The sequence below is a fragment of the Vibrio sp. Scap24 genome (genome assembly GCF_013394185.1).
Classification (GTDB): domain Bacteria; phylum Pseudomonadota; class Gammaproteobacteria; order Enterobacterales; family Vibrionaceae; genus Vibrio; species Vibrio pomeroyi.
The window spans coordinates 3,284,712-3,304,129 of the sequence record NZ_CP041332.1 but is presented as its reverse complement, the minus strand read 5'-3'; the positions used below and the strand labels follow the sequence as shown (position 1 = coordinate 3,304,129).

At 45.6% G+C, this 19,418-nt stretch carries 12 protein-coding genes; 2 read left to right on the top strand and 10 right to left on the bottom strand.

The window, feature by feature from the left end; translation table 11 throughout:
• Nucleotides 1-513: 513 nt before the first annotated feature.
• The 7 genes from pheT to FLM53_RS14675 form a co-directional block, all read right to left on the bottom strand.
• Nucleotides 514-2,901: a phenylalanine--tRNA ligase subunit beta gene (gene pheT, locus FLM53_RS14705; protein ID WP_176681475.1), complete on the bottom strand. Its 2,388-nt coding sequence runs from the start codon at nucleotides 2,899-2,901 to the stop codon at nucleotides 514-516.
• Nucleotides 2,902-2,919: 18 nt separating this feature from the next.
• Nucleotides 2,920-3,903, bottom strand: coding sequence for a phenylalanine--tRNA ligase subunit alpha (pheS, locus tag FLM53_RS14700; protein ID WP_004734764.1), 984 nt, complete (start codon nucleotides 3,901-3,903; stop codon nucleotides 2,920-2,922).
• 218 nt (nucleotides 3,904-4,121) lie between these two features.
• Nucleotides 4,122-5,231, bottom strand: a complete 1,110-nt coding sequence (locus FLM53_RS14695) for a GGDEF domain-containing protein (RefSeq protein WP_176681476.1) — start codon at nucleotides 5,229-5,231, stop codon at nucleotides 4,122-4,124.
• Nucleotides 5,232-5,482: 251 nt separating this feature from the next.
• A complete protein-coding gene (locus FLM53_RS14690; protein ID WP_176681477.1) occupies nucleotides 5,483-6,691 on the bottom strand; it encodes a hypothetical protein in 1,209 nt (402 codons plus the stop codon).
• Between the two features lie 9 nt (nucleotides 6,692-6,700).
• Nucleotides 6,701-7,507: an outer membrane lipoprotein-sorting protein gene (locus FLM53_RS14685; protein ID WP_176681478.1), complete on the bottom strand. Its 807-nt coding sequence runs from the start codon at nucleotides 7,505-7,507 to the stop codon at nucleotides 6,701-6,703.
• Between the two features lie 44 nt (nucleotides 7,508-7,551).
• Nucleotides 7,552-10,026, bottom strand: coding sequence for an RND family transporter (locus FLM53_RS14680; RefSeq protein WP_256099371.1), 2,475 nt, complete (start codon nucleotides 10,024-10,026; stop codon nucleotides 7,552-7,554).
• A gap of 170 nt (nucleotides 10,027-10,196) precedes the next feature.
• Nucleotides 10,197-10,982: a TetR/AcrR family transcriptional regulator gene (locus FLM53_RS14675; protein ID WP_176681480.1), complete on the bottom strand. Its 786-nt coding sequence runs from the start codon at nucleotides 10,980-10,982 to the stop codon at nucleotides 10,197-10,199.
• Between the two features lie 466 nt (nucleotides 10,983-11,448).
• Here FLM53_RS14675 and FLM53_RS14670 point away from each other — a divergent pair, with 466 nt between their 5' ends.
• Nucleotides 11,449-12,240: a hypothetical protein gene (locus FLM53_RS14670; protein WP_176681481.1), complete on the top strand. Its 792-nt coding sequence runs from the start codon at nucleotides 11,449-11,451 to the stop codon at nucleotides 12,238-12,240.
• Nucleotides 12,161-12,943 (top strand): hypothetical protein, encoded by a 783-nt coding sequence (locus tag FLM53_RS14665; protein ID WP_176681967.1) that lies wholly within the window; start codon nucleotides 12,161-12,163, stop codon nucleotides 12,941-12,943. The genes FLM53_RS14670 and FLM53_RS14665 overlap by 80 nt, the downstream gene beginning before the upstream one ends.
• Nucleotides 12,944-13,095: 152 nt before the next feature.
• Here the strand turns inward: FLM53_RS14665 and FLM53_RS14660 are convergent, their stop codons facing one another.
• The 3 genes from FLM53_RS14660 to FLM53_RS14650 all read right to left on the bottom strand — a co-directional run bounded on the left by FLM53_RS14660 (nucleotide 13,096) and on the right by FLM53_RS14650 (nucleotide 19,291).
• The gene (locus FLM53_RS14660; protein WP_176681482.1) at nucleotides 13,096-13,590 is read right to left on the bottom strand and encodes an outer membrane beta-barrel protein; all 495 of its coding nucleotides are present in this window, start codon (nucleotides 13,588-13,590) and stop codon (nucleotides 13,096-13,098) included.
• 142 nt (nucleotides 13,591-13,732) lie between these two features.
• Complete coding sequence (gene hrpA, locus FLM53_RS14655; RefSeq protein WP_176681483.1) at nucleotides 13,733-17,806, bottom strand: ATP-dependent RNA helicase HrpA; 4,074 nt, start codon at nucleotides 17,804-17,806, stop codon at nucleotides 13,733-13,735.
• 168 nt (nucleotides 17,807-17,974) lie between these two features.
• The gene (locus FLM53_RS14650) at nucleotides 17,975-19,291 is read right to left on the bottom strand and encodes a MipA/OmpV family protein (protein WP_176681484.1); all 1,317 of its coding nucleotides are present in this window, start codon (nucleotides 19,289-19,291) and stop codon (nucleotides 17,975-17,977) included.
• Nucleotides 19,292-19,418: the final 127 nt, after the last annotated feature.

Below are 19,418 nucleotides of genomic sequence, written 5' to 3'. Positions count from 1 at the left end.
AAATATAAAAATTATTTTTATCATAAATAAACAGCTCTACTCTTGTACTTAAATTCGGAGTTATGGCTATTTTAACTAATAAGAAAAACCATTTCAGATAGACGTATCTTAAAAGATAGATTTTTTGTTTCAAAGTGTTTAATAACACAAAAATCATACCTTTATATTTGCTGTAGGCGCAGTAATCGGTTGAAATGCAATGTAAAGATATGCAACATGACAATTTGCAATTTATACCCAAGCAGAAACTTATCATAATATCTAAGTAATTCTTATTTCTTCAATTTTCAAAACAATGCAGTTGTAGCAATCATGAAGCAAATAAGGGGGAATTTAATACTTAGCTTCGTTGCACAAATAGAACACTATAACTATTTCTTAATGTAGAAATATTGAAGACGCGACAGGAAAAAGGCATGATTTCATTCACAATATGTTGGCCAATACAATCGATACACAACAAAAAAGGCCTCGCAATGCGAGGCCTTTGGTTTTTCTATCTATCAGAAGAGATTAGTCGCGAAGTGCTGCGCCGAATTTCTCTGAGATTGAAGCTACGATAGCATCTACTGAACCAGCGATGTCTGCATCTTCAAGAGTGCGCTCTACAGACTGTAGGCTAAGTGCGATAGCTAGGCTCTTCTTACCTTCCTCAACGCCTTGACCAACGTATACGTCGAACAGTTTAGCGCCTGTTAGGAATTCGCCACCAGCTGCGATACACGCTTCGACGATGTCGCCAGAAGCTACTGCTTCGTCAACAACTACTGCGATATCACGACGGTTTGCAGGGAACTTAGATACGGCTACTGCTTCTGGAAGCACGCGAGTGTTGATAGCTGCCCATTCGATTTCGAATACGATAGTACGGCCGTTAAGACCAAACTTACGCTCTAGTTCTGGGTGAACAGTACCAATGATACCCACTTCTTTGCCGTCTACTACGATAGCCGCAGTTTGACCTGGGTGAAGTGCTGGGTGCTTAGCTGCTTTGAAGCTGTATGCGATTTCGTTTGCTGAAAGCTCAAGAACGGCTTCTAGGTCACCTTTAAGATCGAAGAAATCTACAGTGTTAGTTGCAATGTCCCAGTGCTCTTCGCCACGAGTACCAGAGATAACGCCCGCAAGCATCATTTCTTGGCGCATGCCGTTTTCAGCCGTTGCTTCAGGGATGAAACGTAGGCCTGATTCGAATAGACGAACGCGAGACTGTTGACGCTTCTGGTTGTGAACAACTGTGTTTAGAAGACCTTGGATTAGGCCAAGACGCATTGCTGACATGTCCGCAGAGATTGGGAATGGCAGGATTAGCGGCTCAACACCAGGTACAACAAGTTTTTGCTGTTCTGGTTCTACGAAGCTGTATGTGATTGCTTCGTGGTAGCCACGGTCTACAAGAAGGTCACGAACGCGCTTAAGCGGTTGGTCAGCTTCTTTGTGGTCATTCATTTTAAGTGCCGCTTTAGGCGCTTGGTTTGGAATGTTATCGTAACCGTAGATACGACCTACTTCTTCAATTAGGTCTTGCTCGATTGCGATATCAAAACGCCAAGATGGAGACGTTGCCGTCCAACCAGCATCAGTGCTTTCAACTTCACAACCTAGGCGAGTAAGAATTTCCACTACGTCGGTAGATGGGATTTCGTGACCTAGTAGGCTGTCTAGCTTAGCGCGACGTAGAGCAACTACGTTTGCTTTAGGAAGATCAGCTTCAGATTCGCTGCCATTTACTGGCGCAACTTCACCACCGCAGATTTCAACTAGAAGCTGTGTTGCACGCTCCATTGCTGCTGCTTGAAGTGTTGAATCAACACCACGTTCGAAACGTAGAGAAGAATCTGTGTGAAGGCCGTAAGCACGTGCGCGACCACGGATGTGATCCGGTGCGAAGAATGCTGCTTCTAGAAGTACGTCTGTTGTTTCAGTAGTCACACCTGAATCTTGACCGCCAAAGATACCAGCGATTGCTAGTGCTTTGTTGTGGTCAGCGATAACAAGCGTGTTGCTGTTTAGTTCAGCTTCGTTGCCATCTAGAAGTGTTAGCTTTTCGCCCTGCTCTGCTAGACGAACCACGATACCGCCTTCGATCTTAGCTAGATCAAATGCGTGCATTGGTTGGCCTTGCTCTAGCATCACGTAGTTTGTGATGTCTACAACTGGGTCGATTGAACGGATACCACAACGGCGCAGTTTTTCTTGCATCCAGATTGGAGATTCCGCTTTCACGTTTACGTTCTTAACCACACGGCCAAGGTAACGTGGACAAGCATCAGTAGCTTTAATTTCAACAGATACTGTGTCTTCAATGCTTGTTGCAACAGTTTCAACTGTTGGCTCTGTAACGTCTGCGCGGTTTAGTACACCAACTTCACGAGCAAGGCCACGGATGCTGAAGCAGTCTGCGCGGTTTGCTGTTAGGTCTACGTCGATAGTTACGTCGTTAAGCTCAAGAAGCTCACGTACGTCCATACCTAGCGTTGTGCCTTCTGGCAGCTCAAGGATGCCGTCAGATTCTACGTCGATACCTAGCTCAGAGAAAGAACAAAGCATGCCGTGCGATGGAACGCCACGTAGTTTTGCTTTCTTGATTTTGAAGTCACCAGGAAGTACTGCGCCAACTGTTGCTACTGCTACAGTTAGGCCAAGACGACAGTTAGATGCACCACATACGATGTCTAAAAGCTCTTCTTCACCAATGTCGATCTTTGTAACTTGTAGTTTGTCTGCGTCTGGGTGCTGACCGCACTCAACCACTTTACCTACTTTAACGCCGGTGAATTCACCAGCAACAGGTTCTACATCGTCAACTTCCAAACCAGCCATAGTGATTTGGTGAGCTAGCTCTTCGCTGTTAATTGCAGGTTTAACCCACTCGCGTAGCCAAGATTCACTGAATTTCATAGTTTTGACTGCCCCGGATTACTTGAATTGTTTAAGGAAACGAAGGTCGTTCTCGAAGAACGCACGAAGGTCATTTACGCCGTAACGAAGCATCGTTAGACGCTCTACACCCATACCGAATGCAAAACCAGAGTATTTCTCAGGGTCGATGCCAACAGAGCGAAGTACGTTAGGGTGAACCATGCCACAGCCTAAAACTTCTAGCCATTTGCCATCTTTACGTTTCACGTCAACTTCAGCTGAAGGCTCTGTGAACGGGAAGAATGAAGGACGGAAACGCACTTCAACTTCTTCTTCAAAGAAGTTACAAAGGAAATCGTTAAGAATGCCTTTAAGTTGTGCGAAGTTTACGTTCTCATCAACTAACATACCTTCCACTTGGTGGAACATTGGCGTGTGAGTTTGATCGTAGTCGTTACGGTAAACACGACCCGGAGCAATGAAGCGGAATGGCGGTTTGCCGTTTTCCATCGTACGGATTTGAACACCAGAAGTGTGCGTACGTAGCATTAGATCAGGGTTGAAGAAGAAAGTATCGTGATCAGTACGAGCTGGGTGATCGTCTGCGATGTTTAGTGCATCAAAGTTGTGGAATGCATCTTCGATCTCAGGGCCAGACTCAGTGCTAAAGCCAAGCTCACCAAAGAACTGTTCGATACGCTCAACTGTGCGTGTAACTGGGTGAAGACCACCGTTCTCAATGCGACGACCTGGTAGGCTCACATCGATAGTTTCTTCAGCTAGTTTCGCTTCAAGCTCTGCACGTTGTAGTGCGTCTTTGCGAGCTGCGATCGCTTGTTGAACAGCACCTTTCGCTTTGTTGATCTCTTGACCAGCAGTGCGACGCTCTTCAGGTGGAAGTTTACCTAGGCTTTGTAGTTGAAGAGTTAGTTCACCCTTCTTACCTAAATACTGAACTCGCACTTCATCAAGTGCGACTAACGAATCTGCTGTATCAATAGCAGTCGTTGCATTAGCAATGATCTCTTCTAGATGTTGCATCATTTCCTCATCTACCAGTTGGTAGTGTCCGTATCGGATGATTAGTTTTTTTAGATAGCTACACATAGTAATCAAACACGCATCCAATGCCAAATTGAATCGCTAAAAGAACAAGTTATTGACTAAAAACACGGCAAATTTAACAGGATATTAATGAGGAGTAGGAAGAAGTGGAACAATTACAGGTTCCACTTCTTAATTTGGAAATGACCTGAAGGCTAGATCTGAATAGAACAAACGCTGTTCTTACCCGCATCTTTCGCTAGATAAACGGACTCATCCGCCGCTTTAATCAATTCGTTCATGGTTTCGAATTCTTGGGTCATTTCAGCCACACCGACACTGATACTACCAATCCAAGCTTGGTTGCCGGTTTCGACCTCTAATTCAGACACTTTCTGTCGAGTAGTTTCTGCGATGTGCATGCCCCCATTAAGATCGGTATCGGGGCAAATAACCAAGAACTCATCGCCCCCTAATCGACACACAATGTCATCGTTACGAAATCTGTTTTTCAGCTCGTTCGCAAGGGTTTTTAACACCAAGTCACCAGCATCATGTCCACAAGTGTCATTAATGCGCTTGAAGTGATCGGCATCGATCATAATGCAAACCAAAGGCATGCCAAGTTCTTTCGACTCTTGCCAATGCAAAGCTAACTGTTTAAAGGCACAACGACGGTTAGGTAATTTAGTGAGTGAATCGGTTAACGAGAGTTCTTCGAGCTTCTTGTTCGCTCGTTTCAATTCTGCGGTACGTTCTTCGACTTTGTCTTCGAGTACCTGATTGAAGCGTAACAACTGTTTGTTTCGTTCAGAGACTTGTTCGAATAAACCTTTAAGCGCGGCCAGTAAAGGGATGGTTGAAGAGTCTTGCTGCTTTTCTTCTGCTTCAAAGGCTTGTTGAGGTGTTGCGCCCTCTTCTATCGCGGCCACTTGTCGCGCCATGTTTTGGTCGATGCCAAGGATGTGATAAGCAAGCCAATGGATGAGGAAGTCCAGTAGCTGACGTGCTGACGCTTGATCTTCTTCCAAGATGAAGGCTTGCATGCTGTAGATGTCTTGCATAAACACGCGATGCACTTTGATGTGTTCGTCAATGTGTAAGCCATAAACGCCACGCTCTCTCATCAAAGATTCTTCTTCTTTAAAATGAAATTCGGCATAACGTGTGAGGTCAAGTAAAGCAGCGCTCATGTCGTCGATAGAGATCGTATTCTCCGACAACAAGTTTCCGTAATGGTTGATAAAACCAACAAGGTATTGATGCTGTTCATCGACAACACCAATGCCTGTCTCAAAGTTTTTATCCCAATTAAATGAGTTCATAAATCCCTTAGGGTCGATACCGCCAGCACAATTTACATGCATATTCGGAGGCTATAGATATTCGAAAAATATAACCATTCTACCTGTGGGTCTATTCGATTGTTTGATCCGTTTTATAAAAAGGCGACTTTGAACATTCTAAATATAAGTCATCTTAAATTTGAGACGCCCCCTAACGAGGACGCCTCACAAAACCAACATTAACTTGTTGGAAACGCTTATTTTTTGTAAAGACTCAGTTTTTGTAGAGACTAAAAATAGTACTCCAACGCGACTTCGACAAAATCATCCTTACGAGCAAAGAACAGCAAGTCTTCTGGAGTTTCGTTCTCAAACAACCAAGCGTTGAGTCGCCACTTGAGGTTGTTATTGATGCGGCTTGAGGCTTCTAGTTTTGCGCTGTAGACATCGCTATTGTCCAAGTCTTGAGTTATGCCTGTAAGCACTTCGGTGCCGTCTTCATCATTCAAGGCGAAACGCGCTCCAAGGAACACATCGTTTTGACCGATGGTTTGGGCGTTATTGCCTCGGCTGTCATACAGATATTCAGCGATGAAGCCGATGTCCCAGTATGATTCAAGCGCCCCAACCCATGTGTATTCAAAACCTGTTGCTACGCCTGTGTGGTTGTCGTAACTGTCGCGATAAATGCTTTCCAGCTTCCATAACCAATCACCAATAATGCCTTGTACATCGAGTCCGAAGTGTTGCATTTGCGCGTAATACGGCTTGAGTTCATTGCCTTCTACACGGTAATAAGGGTCGCGGTTTGTGCCTCCTAAGTAACTTAAACCGACATCCCAATCGCCGTACATTTGGCTATAGCGTAGTGCTACGTCTACATGCTTTTCTTCTCTCGAAGATTCGTAAAGCGCATCGTCCGAAACAGGTACCGTTGGTCTTAAGCGTCCGTCTTCGCCCGCAAAGGTACGCTCACGAAAATACGGCAGTAACATGGCGTCTATGGTTCCCCACTCCTTTATCGAGGTGAAGTGAACCATAGGCTGACCTAACTTAGACTCGCCATCGACCGATTCAATCGCATCGGTTTGGTTTACCACATCGACCAAGTGCGCCGATTCGGTTACGCCCCAAAACACCTTGCCGACACCGGCTCGCAGTTCGTAATCATCCCAATAGGTTAGGTATAAGGCTTCTCGAATGTCTCCATGAGTTCGCTCATCGTCCTCGCTGTCTAGGCGATAAAACGGCGTGAAGGTAAAGCTGCCATTGCCCTCTTCTTGTTCCCAGTAAAACTCTGGCTGCAACACCAGTGAGCTTTGTCCTTTGTCTTGCCCTTGTAAGCCATCACTAAAGAACTGCCTATGTTCGAGGTTAACCTGCCCTGCGATATCAGGACTAAAGCCAGCTGCCACACAAGGCAACGACACCTGCATAAGCCCGACTGTCGCTGCCAAGGTTAAGGATAACTGGGTTCCTGTTGCCACAATCCTTTTCATATTCTTGCCTTACTTAGCACGTTTCAGTGTGTTTTTTTGGAAGTCCTTGTCTTTAAGACCCGTCTGGAACGCTAAATCTGTTGTGGTCAATACGGTGCTCTTGCCTGTTTGATGGTTCTGCATTGCCATGGTGTGAGCACGCCAGTATTGGTTCAGATATTGTTTGTAGTCTTGGAACGATAGAGTCTTCAACAGTGCGCCTTTGCGATCGTAAAACTCAACCTGAATTGGGCGGTAATATTGTTGGTCTAGCCATACTTTTTGCATGGTGTAACCAGAGTTTTTGTCGGTCGGTACTTGTTCTAAAACAAAGGTGTCTACGCCTTCCAGCTTCGCGTCTTCAATGTAGTTGAAGGTGTACTTTTCTAGCTCAAACGAGCTTAAGTCTTCGTAAGCAAATTCACTGCCCATGAACGGGCCTGATTTGTTACGTGAAGAGATGCGCTTTACACGTTTTAATGCAGGCAGATACAACCATTGGTCATCCGATTTGGTGATGTGTGAATGGTTTAGGAAAGCTGTGCCTTTTACATCGCGTGGCTCATCAAAAATGGTTAAGCCTTTGTCGCCATCGTCATCGACTTCTAATGATTTCAATCGCATTAGTCGTGTGCTGCTTTCACCCTGTTTGTTGCGAAGTAGCATTTCCATGGTCGCGACAGAGTCGCCCCACCCGACATCAACGGCTTTACGTTGCTCGGCAATTTCTAAGCCTTTCGCTGGGTCTGCTAACGCTGGGAAAGCTAATACCGCACCCACGGTTAATGAACTGAAAGCAAATAATGTCGTAACGAGAGTTTGTTTAACGCTTTTCATAAATATCTCCTTGAGTCAGCCCACCGCAGTAGACTGACGATTCCTTATTTGGTCGATGTAGTCAGTTCGCCAACTGGACTAGATTGCTCTGCTGTAGTTAACTCAGCTTTAGAAGGCTTTGATTCGTGCTGAGGTTTATCTGAATAGTGAGTCTGTTTGTCGAAGATCATCAGTAAGCTCGGTAGCAAGATGAAGTCGACCACCAGCGCAATGAAAATCACTATCGCGCTGAGTAAGCCCATGTCGGAATTGAGTCTGAAGCTCGACATCGCCAATACAGAGAAACCCGCCACGAGCACGACTGTGGTGATCCACAATGCGCGTCCAACAGTGTGGAAGGCGTAACGAACCGCTTCTTCTGCTGATTTCCCTTCTAATCTTGCGCGCTGGTATTTACTTAAGAAGTGCACCGCATCATCAACCACGATACCCAGAGTGAGCGTAACCACCACTGACAAACCAAGGTTGATTTCACCAGAGATAAGCGCCCATAAACCAAAGCCAATAATTGCAGGCGCAATGTTTGGCACTAGGCTGATCATGCCTAAGCGAAATGAGCGCAATGCAAAGATCATCAAGCCAGAGATAAGCACTAAGGTAATAGGCAGAGTTGATAGCATGCTCGCCATGTTGGTTTCGCCAATGTGAGCAAACATCAATGATGGGCTCGACGCGACCACTTCATACTGAGGCGCATTAGCCGTAAACCATGAGTAAATGCGCTCTTCGAGTTCCACTAGCTCAACGCTGCCAAGGTTGTCGACGGTAAGTACCATTTTGATCGATGACTTATCGACGTTGATCTGGTTGTTCAAATCCAAGCCGTACGGCAGAGACATCTCATAAAGCAGCAGATATTGCGCGGCAAGTTCACGGTTAAGCGGCAGCTTGTAGTAACTCTCATCGTCGCCATGCATGTTCTTATTCAAACGCATGTAAACATCGGAAAGCGTTGCCACATGGTCAGTTTCTGGTTGAACGCGTAGCCACTCAGTAAAGTCGCCAATCGTTTGCAAGAACACAGGATCGGCAATCGCTTGAGACTCGTTGGTTTTCACTGCGATGCTGAGGGTCGTCATGCCGCTTACGGTCTCTTCCATGAAGTCCGCAGCTTGTCTGAATTCACTTGAGGTATCGAAATACTTCACCGATTCATCGTTTACTTTGTTAAGTGGAATTAATGCGGCAGCGCCGACAATCACAAGCGTTGAAACAGGCAGCAGTGCTTTACGGTTGGTTACCACAAAGTCACCCAGTTTATCCATGAAGGTCACTTTACCTGCCGCTGTTGGATTTGCTGGCAAGCGCTTAACTGGCAACAGTTTTAACAGCGCAGGAAGCATAGTCACAGATAGGATACACGCGATGATCACGCCCAATGCTGACAAGTTACCGAAATCTCGTAATACCGGAGAGTCCGACATATTCATCATCAAGAAACCAATCGCAGTCGTCACCGAGGTAATCAAAATCGGCATCGCATTAAGCTTGATGCTGTATTGAATGGCTTGTGCTTTCTCCATGCCACGTTGCATAGCTTGTCTCATGGTCACAATCACGTGAACACAATCGGCAACGGCAAGGGTTAGCACTAAGGTTGGAACGTTAACCGTTGGAGTACTGAGGAACATCCCTGCCCAACCAGACAATCCCATGGTGGCAACAATCGAAGAGATAATTACAACCAACGTGGCGACCACACTAAAGAACGAGCGCAGCATAAAGGTTAGGAACACCAGAACCACCAACAGCATTAATGGCACCAACGTTGAGCTGTCTTCTTGAGCCGACATCATAAAGGCGTTGTTCATGGCAATGATGCCCGCTTTATGGAATTCGACATTAGGGTAATCGGCTTGATACTTGGCGATCATGGTGTTGATTGCTGCAATCACCTCTTGCACTTCCGCGGTTTTATCCACTTCTGGCAATTGCACGGTCACGTTCACAATCGTCACATCACCAGAAGACGACACCAAGGCATTCTTAAGCAGAGGTTCGTTTAGGGCGATCTGTTTTACTTTGGCGATGCGCTCTGGCGTGTGCTCGTACTCTTCATACAGCAGGTCTTCTACCAAGAGGTCATCTTCAACGGCTTCCGTATGCTGATAATTGGCAAGGGAATCAACACGGCTTGAGTACGGGATTTGCCACGCATCGACCGTGAGGTTTTGAATTAAGGTGAGGGTTTCCGGCGTGAAGACATTGCCATATTCAGGCGCAACGACAATCGCGAGGTTGTCGGTTTTTGCAAAGGTGGTTTCGATTTCGTCGAATGCCATCAACTGTTTGTTGGTGCCTTCGAAGAAGATGTTGTAATCCCCTCTAAAGTAGAGGTTCTTTGCCCCTAATGCAGAGAGCATGATGATTGAAAAAGCCACCAGCAGAACGATAAACGAACGCTTGGTAGGTATTGAGTGCCAACTGTTATTTAGATCAGCGTTTTCGACGTTACGATTATCTCGATTTGGGTGATCGAAAGCAGGCTTCTGGCTGTCATGTTCCATCACAGTCTCCATTTGTGACGATTCGTCATAGTTGTGTCATAAAAAGCCAGCCGAAGCTGACAAAAACACAATGCTTAGTCATACACTCAAGAAAACCCAAACAACACTGGGCTAAACTTAAGTTTATGACGAATCGTCACAAGTGGTTATTAATAAACCCACATGAGTGGGCTTAATGGAAGCTATCGACCTACAGATTCTAAGTAAGCGATCTCTTCACTGAACAGCTCTTGTTCTACACGACGCCAAGTTTTACGGTAATCCCAATCGGTAGAAAGGGGTTGCCAGTTGAGGCCGTCTAGTAGCATGTTCGCGTTGTATAATACTGAATACGGGTCTTGTAACCGCTTAATACAATGACTGTTTGATGCGTTCTGTGACAAGGCATTTGAACCAAATGCGATTGACCAGTTAGCAAACACGATGGCATCTGAGCCCATACCAGATGGGAACTTTAGGTCACCGGCATCAACTGCTCGGTTAACCATTAAATCGGCTTGTTCAATCACCAATTCTTCCAGTTCATTCATCTCGGTTACGCGTGCACTAGACGCTTTCTCTAGTACCCACGGGCTTTTTGCCATGATCGCACACGTTGATAACACCGGCTCCATGCGAACATAGATTCGGTAAGCAACGTGTAATGCAACCACCATTTCGCGCGTGTTGCCTTCAAACTCTCCAGAACGAGCAAACATTAATGCTTCGGCCTTTAAAGAGTGAATGCACAAGGCTAAAACCACGTCTTCTTTGCTGCAAAAGTGATTGTATATTGTACCTTTCGAATAAGAGCTCGCGGCCGTTAGCTTATCCATCGTGAGGTTTCCGAACCCTTGTTCTCGAACCAGATCTTTTGCTAACAACATCAACTCTACTTCTCGGTCTGCGATAGACTGCTGCTTTTTAGACAACACGCCTTTGCAACCAAAGATACCTTGTTTATCGCCTTTACAACCAAAGCCAAACATAATTTCTCAGTCCGTATTTTAGCTTAGCTATCATCTAAGCTTCGCCAGTATTTAAAACACTCCTATCCAATATATTAACACGAATAGTAAATTCATGTAGTTAACCATTTTGTGACGCTTCGTCATTTCTGACTTATCGTCATAATAGCGTAAATATTGATCATATCAAGGTGTTTTATAAATTTAATGCGTTTTGTGAATAATTGGGTGAATGGGTGTGAGAGTTATCAATAGTCATAGCAGTGATGACTGCTCAATAAAAATGGGAAAGTAGGAGTACTTGAAAAGTGATGACTGTGTGAACATGCTACGAAAAAATTGGCGAGTCATGCTGCCTTTCTGGGTCAGACCTCTCCTTATGGTTAATATTTGTCTCACTAATGTCGTTTTCTGTTAAGTTGCTATAAATTCAGTAAGCGGTGACTTACAATAGAGTCAACGACCTACCTTTTTTGAGAACACGATATTGAGCGCCAAATATTCTTATTTAGCTTGGCAAGTGAATACTTCTAGCCCAGCAGAAAAGCTTGTTTTATTGATGCTTGCAGACGGTGCTGACGAATTCGGCTACACCAATGTGTGCCTACAATCAGCAGGTCAACTTTGTGCTCTCTCTACGTTTGGTTTAGCCGACTGCCTTAAGTGTTTAGTCGACCAGGGTTTTCTCGATAAGGTGAAAGTAGATTATCGAGATCAGAAAGAGATCCACGTTTTCAAAATGCTCATTGAGCAACAGCAAGCTGCGGTTCAGGTTGAAGCTCAACCGACCAATAGTATTCCGGTCTACTCTACGGCACCTGCACCTGCACCTGCACCTGCACCTGCACCTGCACCTAAGTTTCAGCCAGCTCCGGCACCGATGCAAAACATGCAGCAAGCCCCTCGCCCACAAAGCCGAGGCTCAATGACCAGCAACACCGTTTCAACTCATGATTTGGATGAAGAGATCATTCCAACTTGGGCGGAACGTGCGTTTAAATTCTCCGGCCTTGCTGGTGACCATAGCTTAATATGGAAAAAATTTGTCCTCTGGTATAAAGCCAAAGCCAATGAACTCATGCCAATCTCTCGCATCGAATCTAAGTTGCAGTACTGGTTAGTTAACGAGAAGCAAAATGAAAGACAACAACAGCAGAAGACCTCTCAATATTCAGGAAATGCAGGACAAGCTCAAGGAAATGGGTATCGACAAAAGCTTAGCCCATCTGAACGCTTCAGGCAGCAGCTCATTCAAAAAGGCAAAAAGCCAACCTTCTGAGCCAGCTTCACCTGTTGTTCCGGAAGTGCTGCCTAAAGATCCCGTAGTACCTGACGTTATTGAATCGCAGAACACTGAAGTAGCGACACCAAACGCTGCTAGCAGTGGTGTGTCTCAGCAAGTGCCTGTTGTTGATCAAGATCCAGCAGAACTTGAGCTAACAGACTGGTGTATTCACGTGTTCGGCTCTTTCTTGAGCGTGTACGAAACACAGTGGGAATACCAATACGGTAGTGAGCCAAGTGGTAAGTTCATTGAGTTTGCTAACTCTGTTGATTCTGATGGCCTTAACCGCGTGCTAATGCACTGTCATGAACGTATTCAGCTTGGCAACAGCTGGCCGCCGCAAATGGGTGAGCTTTGGATTCTAAAGGATTCTTTGACGGAAGAAGAACTGCTAGACAGCCGTATTCGAGTGTTGTCTCGTACTGCCGTGAACAAGATTGAAAAATGGCTGATTCAAAATAAGCTGTACGATTTGAAGCGCACTGCGGAAAACAAGCTTGATGGCCTGTTTAAGAAGTACTACTTGGAAGCAAAACGTTTAGACGAGAAAGGCATGTTAGAAACGGAATTGCCGCAATTCCTTCTTGCCGCTAACTCAGTGAAGAACTTGAACGATTTGAAACGCGAAGAGTACGAAAGCCAACATGGCAAAGCACTGAACCCGCGTATCCAACAGATTCTTAACAGTAAGAAGTAGCCTTCTAGCGCTATCTGTTATAAGAAAACAGAACAAAGACAACACGGTTAACAGATACAAAAATGCCAGCTCTTAAGCTGGCATTTTTTATGAATTCTTACGAACTCTTTAGCGACTAATCGACCGTTATTTACGATCGCCTTACTGATTAATTACAGTAGGTGGATAGTTGCGTTTAGAGAGAAAACGCCTGAGTCGTCATCTTTCATTTTGAAGTTTTGGTAGCTAGCGCCTACAGATAGTGGACCAAAGATGAAGTATTCTGCGCCAACTGCAAACATTACGTCTACATCGTCTTGCTTAAAGTTATCAGCTTTAAGCTCGTATGAGTGAAGACCACCCTTCGCGTATACATGTAGAGGACCGAAGTCGATGCTTGGTTTGATTGCTAGGTAAGCAGTGCTTGCATCCATGTTAGTTAGGTCACGATTGCCGTATTTAATGCTATCGAAAGAACCTAGATCCCAGTAACCCGCTTCAACACCGATTAATGGCAGGATGCCTGTACCCACGTGGATACCCATCGCCGTTTCTTCTTCGCTACCGAATGAGTTTTGACCACCCATTACGCCGCCGTACAACCAAGAATCAGCCATAGCTGTTGAAGATGCACCTAGCAGTGCTAGTGCCAATAACGTTTTTTTCATATTCGACCTTTTCGTCCTAGTGGCAGGCCTTGAGTGGTAATAAATTGCCACCAAGTCGCCTTGTATGTAATAACTATTCAATTACTCATGCAACAAGCAAGATTTATACCTAAATCTTGCCATTGCGTCTAACTATATTCCTTTAGCAAGCATCAATCGCGTTTTTAACACGCTTATCTGACACCGGATAAGGCGTACCGAGCTGCTGTGCGAAGAAGCTTACACGAAGCTCCTCTATCATCCAACGCACCTCTTTTACGTTTTCTGGAACCGCGATCCCTTTTGGAATCTTATTCAACAGCTCTTTGTAATCATTCATTACTGACTCAACTTTGATCATGTGTAATCGATCTTTGTTCGGGTCAATAGGCAGCTTCTCCATGCGACGTTCTATCGCCTTCATATAGCGTAGAATATCTGGCAAGCGTTTCCATCCACATTCTGTGGCAAAACCCTTAAAAATCAAACCTTCTACTTGAGCTTTTATGTCAGAAAGTGCGAATGCCATAGAAAGATCAACGCGCCCTTTCAGCTTCTTACTGATGCTGAATGCCGTGGTCAAGATGGTTTCAACCTGTTGAGCAATCTCAACCACGGTATCACCCAGCTCTGCACGCACGTGTTCTTTCAGTGCTTCAAACTGCTCTGGTTCCCAAACCAAACCACCCTTCTCTTCAATCAGCTTATCAATACCACAAGCGATACAGTCATCGATAAGATCGAGAACCTGTCCGTATGGGTTGAAGTACAAGCCAAGTTTCGATTTGTTCGGCAAGTTAGAGTGCAAGTATTTGATCGGCGATGGCACGTTCAACAAGATCAAACGGCGCTGACCCGATTTCATTGCCGAGATCTGCTCTTGCTCGGTTTCGAACAGTTTGATCTCTACGCTGTCTTTGGTATCCACCAGCGCTGGGAAGGCTTTTACATCGTAGCCACCACGTTTCTGTTGGTAGACTTTTGGTAACTCACCAAAGCTCCACGTATGCAGGTTCTGCTGTTCGATATCATCGTCTGCAACTTTAGAAAGTGTTTCTTGAACCTTGTCTTTCAGGCTCTCTTTCAGTTCATGCAGGTCTTTCTGCTCTTTCAGCTTACGCTTACGATGATCCACGGCACGGAATGTTACCTTTAAGTGCTCTGGAATCTGGTCTAACTTCCAGTCATCACGAACTACTTCCACACCTGTCATGCGGCGCAGCTCTTTCTCAAGAGAATCCAACAGCGGCGCTTCTAACGGTGTAACACGAGCCAAGAACGCATCTGCGTAGTTTGGCGCAGGTACAAAGTTACGGCGTAGCGTTTTAGGTAGCGACTTAATTAAGCTAATCACCAATTCCTGACGTAGGCCTGGGATCTGCCAATCAAAACCGTTCTGATCGATTTGGTTCAAGATAGGCAGCGGAATGTGTACCGTTACACCATCGTTGTCGTCGCCCGGCTCAAATTGGTAGCTGAGCTTCAGCTTAATGCCGTTTTGGTGCCAGAAGTTCGGGTAATCCAAATCAGTAACGTGGCTAGCATCACCTCTGAATAGCATCGACTTTTCAAAGTTAAGCAGCTCTGGTGTTTTCTGGCTGGTCTTCTTCCACCATGTATCGAAGTGACGGCCTGAAACCGCTTCTTCACCCACACGCTGATCATAGAAATCGAACAGCTCATCATCATCGATCAAGATGTCACGACGACGAGACTTGTGCTCAAGCTCTTCCACTTCTTGTAGTAGCTTGCGGTTTTGCTTGAAGAAGGTGTGCTTGGTTTCCCACTCACCTTCTACCAACGCGCTGCGCACAAACAACTCACGGCTGACTGTTGGGTCAATCGCTCCGTAGTTCACAAGACGCTTAGGTACAATTGGAATTCCGTAAAGCATCACTTTTTCGTGTGCCATTACAGCCGCTTGCTTCTTCGACCAATGTGGTTCGCTGTAGCTGCGCTTAATCAGGTGTTTCGCTAGCGGTTCAATCCATTCCGGTTGAATCTTAGCGATAACACGGCCCCACAGCTTTGAGGTTTCCACCAGCTCAGCAGACATGATCCACTTAGGCTGTTTCTTAAATAGGCCAGACGCAGGGAAGATATGGAAGCGCGCATTACGTGCACCTTGATACTCATTCTTCTCTTGGTCTTTCATACCGATGTGCGAAAGCAGACCTGATAGTAGAGACATGTGAATGCCATCGTAGCTACCCGGTTCAGTGTTCAGCTTGGTATCCAATTCGCGCATCGCTTGGTGAATTTGGAAGTACACATCTTGCCATTCACGAATACGTAAATAGTTCAGGTAATCCTGCTTACACTGTTTGCGGAACTGGTTACTCGACAGCGATTTTTGCTGCTGCTTGATGTAATCCCATAAGTTCACAAACGTGATGAAATCAGATTCTTTATCGAAGAAGCGCTTGTGCTTGTCGTCAGACGATTGTTGCTTGTCTGATGGGCGCTCTCGCGGGTCTTGAATCGATAGTGCAGACGCAATAACCATCACTTCATGCAAACAGCGATTACGTGGCGCTTCAATCACCATACGCGCTAAACGTGGATCGATAGGCAGCTTCGCTAGCTTACGACCAATCGCCGTGAGCTTCTTCTTATCGTCACCTTGGTTCTTGTTTTTGTTCGCCGACGGTTCAACGGTCGCGATCGCACCAAGCTCTTCAAGTAACCTTACACCATCTTGAATGTTGCGCTTATCTGGCGCTTCAACAAATGGGAATGCTTGAATGTCGCCTAGGCCAAGCGCTGTCATCTGAAGGATAACCGACGCTAGGTTAGTACGCAGGATCTCTGGATCAGTAAACTCTGGGCGTGACTCGAAATCTTCCTCAGAGTACAGACGAATACAGATACCTTCCGCAACACGACCACAACGACCCTTACGCTGGTTTGCACTCGCTTGAGACACAGGCTCAATCGGTAGGCGTTGTACTTTAGTTCGGTAGCTGTAGCGGCTGATACGCGCCGTACCCGGGTCGATTACATACTTGATGCCCGGAACAGTTAACGAGGTTTCAGCCACGTTAGTCGCCAGAACGATACGTCGACCAGTGTGAGACTGGAAGATTCGGTTTTGCTCACCCGCCGATAAACGAGCGTATAACGGAACGATCTCAGTATCACGTAGGTTACGTTTACTCAGTGCATCTGCGGTATCACGAATTTCTCGTTCACCGTTCATGAAGATCAAGATATCGCCAAGGCCTTCATCACACAGCTCATCCACCGCTTCAAAGATGCCTTCGATTTGGTCACGGTCTGAATCACTTTCATCACCACCTAGCGGGCGATAACGCGTATCAACTGGGTAAGTACGACCAGACACTTCAATGATTGGTGCATTGTTGAAGTGCTTAGAGAAACGCTCTGGGTCGATGGTTGCAGACGTGATGATCACTTTCAGATCAGGACGCTTTGGCAGCAACTCTTTCAGATAACCCATGATGAAATCGATGTTCAGGCTACGTTCGTGCGCTTCATCGATAATGATGGTGTCGTACTGGTTTAAGAAACGGTCGTGTTGAATCTCCGCCAGTAGAATACCGTCAGTCATCAATTTGATTTGTGTGTTGTCAGAAATCTGGTCGTTGAATCGAACCTTATAACCAACAAACTCACCCAGCTGTGTTTCCATCTCTTCAGCGATACGGTTCGCAACCGAACGCGCAGCAAGACGACGTGGCTGAGTGTGACCAATTAGGCCAAAGCGGCCACGGCCAAGCTCAGAACAGATTTTTGGTAATTGAGTGGTTTTACCCGAGCCCGTTTCACCCGCCACGATAACCACTTGGTTTTCAGCAATGGCTTTCGCGATGTCGTCGCGCTTTTGGCTAACAGGTAGAATTTCAGGGTATTCAATCGTTGGTTTTTGCGCAGCACGCTGGGTTGCCGTCATCATCGACTTGGCAATATCTAATGCGATTTCATCGAAAACAGCATGCTTAGATTGTTCGTTCTTAATGCGGCTTGCACCAGAGATACGCTTACTTAAACGGAAGCGGTCGCGCATCATGCACTCATTTAAGGCCTTACGAAGAGAGGCTGGGCTATTTTGAGATGCGCTAGTCTTGGGAGCTTGCTGCTTTGATTTTTGGTTTTGTTTTGGGTTTTGCTTAGCTTGATTAGCAGAGGAGTCAGATGTCGCGTTTGAATTCGCGTCATGGTTCTGCTTATTCGCAGTATGCTTATTTGGGTCTGCTTTTTCCGGAGACGAAGTCACAGCGTGTCCTATTCTTTCTCTTATATAAACTCGCGCGATTGTACCACAAGTATTCAATAAAAAAGCCTGAGAGCTATGTGAAAACTGCGCTAACGTTTAAAAACTCAGCAATTCCACAATGGCTATCAGGCTTCTTATCTCAGGTTCAATCAGCACCTAAATCAGTTGTTAAAACTCATATTGGAAATAAACGGTGTTGTAGTTACTGCCGCCTTTGATACGACCAAACTGAGAGGCGTTTTCAAAGATTGCCGAACGGTGGTGTAAAGAGTAACCGAACCACAAGTTGTTCAGGTCATTCTTACCAATCAAGTCGCCCACATTCACATCGAATGAGAAGTCTAGGTAGTTCAACAAGTGGCTTGCGGTGTAGCCTTTACGGTCCATCTCAGAGCCTTCGATATAGGTAATCGAATCAATGTACGACATACCTTCTGCGACACCGAATCGCCACTGTGTCGGCCAGTTGAACGTGTAGTAAGCCTTGATTGCAATGATGTATTCCGTGCTGCTCGATTGAACGTCTGAACTCCAGTGATGCGCAATACCCGGCGTTAGGTAGATATCCAACGGGAAACCAAAGATCTCATCAGTTAAAGGGTGACCATAAAAGAACGATGTGAGTTGGTTGTTGTACTCGTCTTTCTCCGCGTTGAACTTCATGATGTCGCCAATATTCGATGGCGTTGCCCAACCGTGTGCAACACGCAGGTAAGGTGCGTTACTTAACTTAGGTTTAGGTGCTTTCTCTTTATCATTGAAGAAACCAAAGCCAAGGTAGAGTTCACCTTGATAGCGGTCTTCCACAATCGCAGAATCGTAAGCATTGTCATCCAAGCGGGTTACGCTGGTCGACCCCAATAGATAAAGGTTTGAAAATACGTGATAACGCGCTTCTACGCCGACATTTAGGTCAACGCCTGCACCAATGGTTTCATTGGATGCTGAATAGTATTCGCTGTTGAAATCGGCACTCTTATAACGCAGCGTCGCGCTTGGAGAAAACTCCCAATCACCAGTTTCATACTTGGCTTTGGCGCGCAGGTTACCGTGGAAGTTGTACTCACTGTCACTCATAATTTCCGTCTCGGCAGCCCATTGGTCATCAAGTTGGTAAGTCAGTTGAGCACCGAAATCGGCGGTATCGCCCTCAATGGCATTTTGTTCTGAAGCTGGAATATCAATAAAACGCATACGAGAAATAGCGTTAAATGACCATTTTTCATCTTCGGTTTGATACAGGTAAGCGCCCATTTCTGTACCGTCGATAAACACGTAATCGTTCTTGAAGAATAACATCGGGACAAATGTGTTAACCGACTGGTCACCACCAGAGGTGTCGTAAGGAATGCTCGCAGTTCGGAACATCGCTGCAACGCCCCACTCCTGCTCTTCCGCAGCCCACGCCACGCAGTTACCTAAAAAAGCGTTACTTAATAAAACCGCCCCATACGAGATGAGCTTCGGTGAAAATTTGTGCTTCATTCTTGTGTAATTACTCTTTGTAATAAATATTGTGTAACTGAATAGACATTTATTGACCATTCCAGCCAACTAGTTTTAGGTTTGATTGGAATTGACCGTTACAATGAAGGATATTCTCGGTTAAATG

Bases quoted from the DNA above. Each gene is read 5' to 3' on its own strand.
- FLM53_RS14650 (WP_176681484.1), bottom strand. From the start codon at position 19,291: ATGAAGCACAAATTTTCACCGAAGCTCATCTCGTATGGGGCGGTTTTA.
- pheS (WP_004734764.1), bottom strand. From the start codon at position 3,903: ATGCAACATCTAGAAGAGATCATTGCTAATGCAACGACTGCTATTGAT.
- FLM53_RS14685 (WP_176681478.1), bottom strand. From the start codon at position 7,507: ATGAAAAGCGTTAAACAAACTCTCGTTACGACATTATTTGCTTTCAGT.
- FLM53_RS14660 (WP_176681482.1), bottom strand. From the start codon at position 13,590: ATGAAAAAAACGTTATTGGCACTAGCACTGCTAGGTGCATCTTCAACA.
- FLM53_RS14690 (WP_176681477.1), bottom strand. From the start codon at position 6,691: ATGAAAAGGATTGTGGCAACAGGAACCCAGTTATCCTTAACCTTGGCA.
- FLM53_RS14675 (WP_176681480.1), bottom strand. From the start codon at position 10,982: ATGTTTGGCTTTGGTTGTAAAGGCGATAAACAAGGTATCTTTGGTTGC.
- pheT (WP_176681475.1), bottom strand. From the start codon at position 2,901: ATGAAATTCAGTGAATCTTGGCTACGCGAGTGGGTTAAACCTGCAATT.
- FLM53_RS14695 (WP_176681476.1), bottom strand. From the start codon at position 5,231: ATGAACTCATTTAATTGGGATAAAAACTTTGAGACAGGCATTGGTGTT.
- FLM53_RS14680 (WP_256099371.1), bottom strand. From the start codon at position 10,026: ATGGAGACTGTGATGGAACATGACAGCCAGAAGCCTGCTTTCGATCAC.
- FLM53_RS14665 (WP_176681967.1), top strand. From the start codon at position 12,161: ATGGGTATCGACAAAAGCTTAGCCCATCTGAACGCTTCAGGCAGCAGC.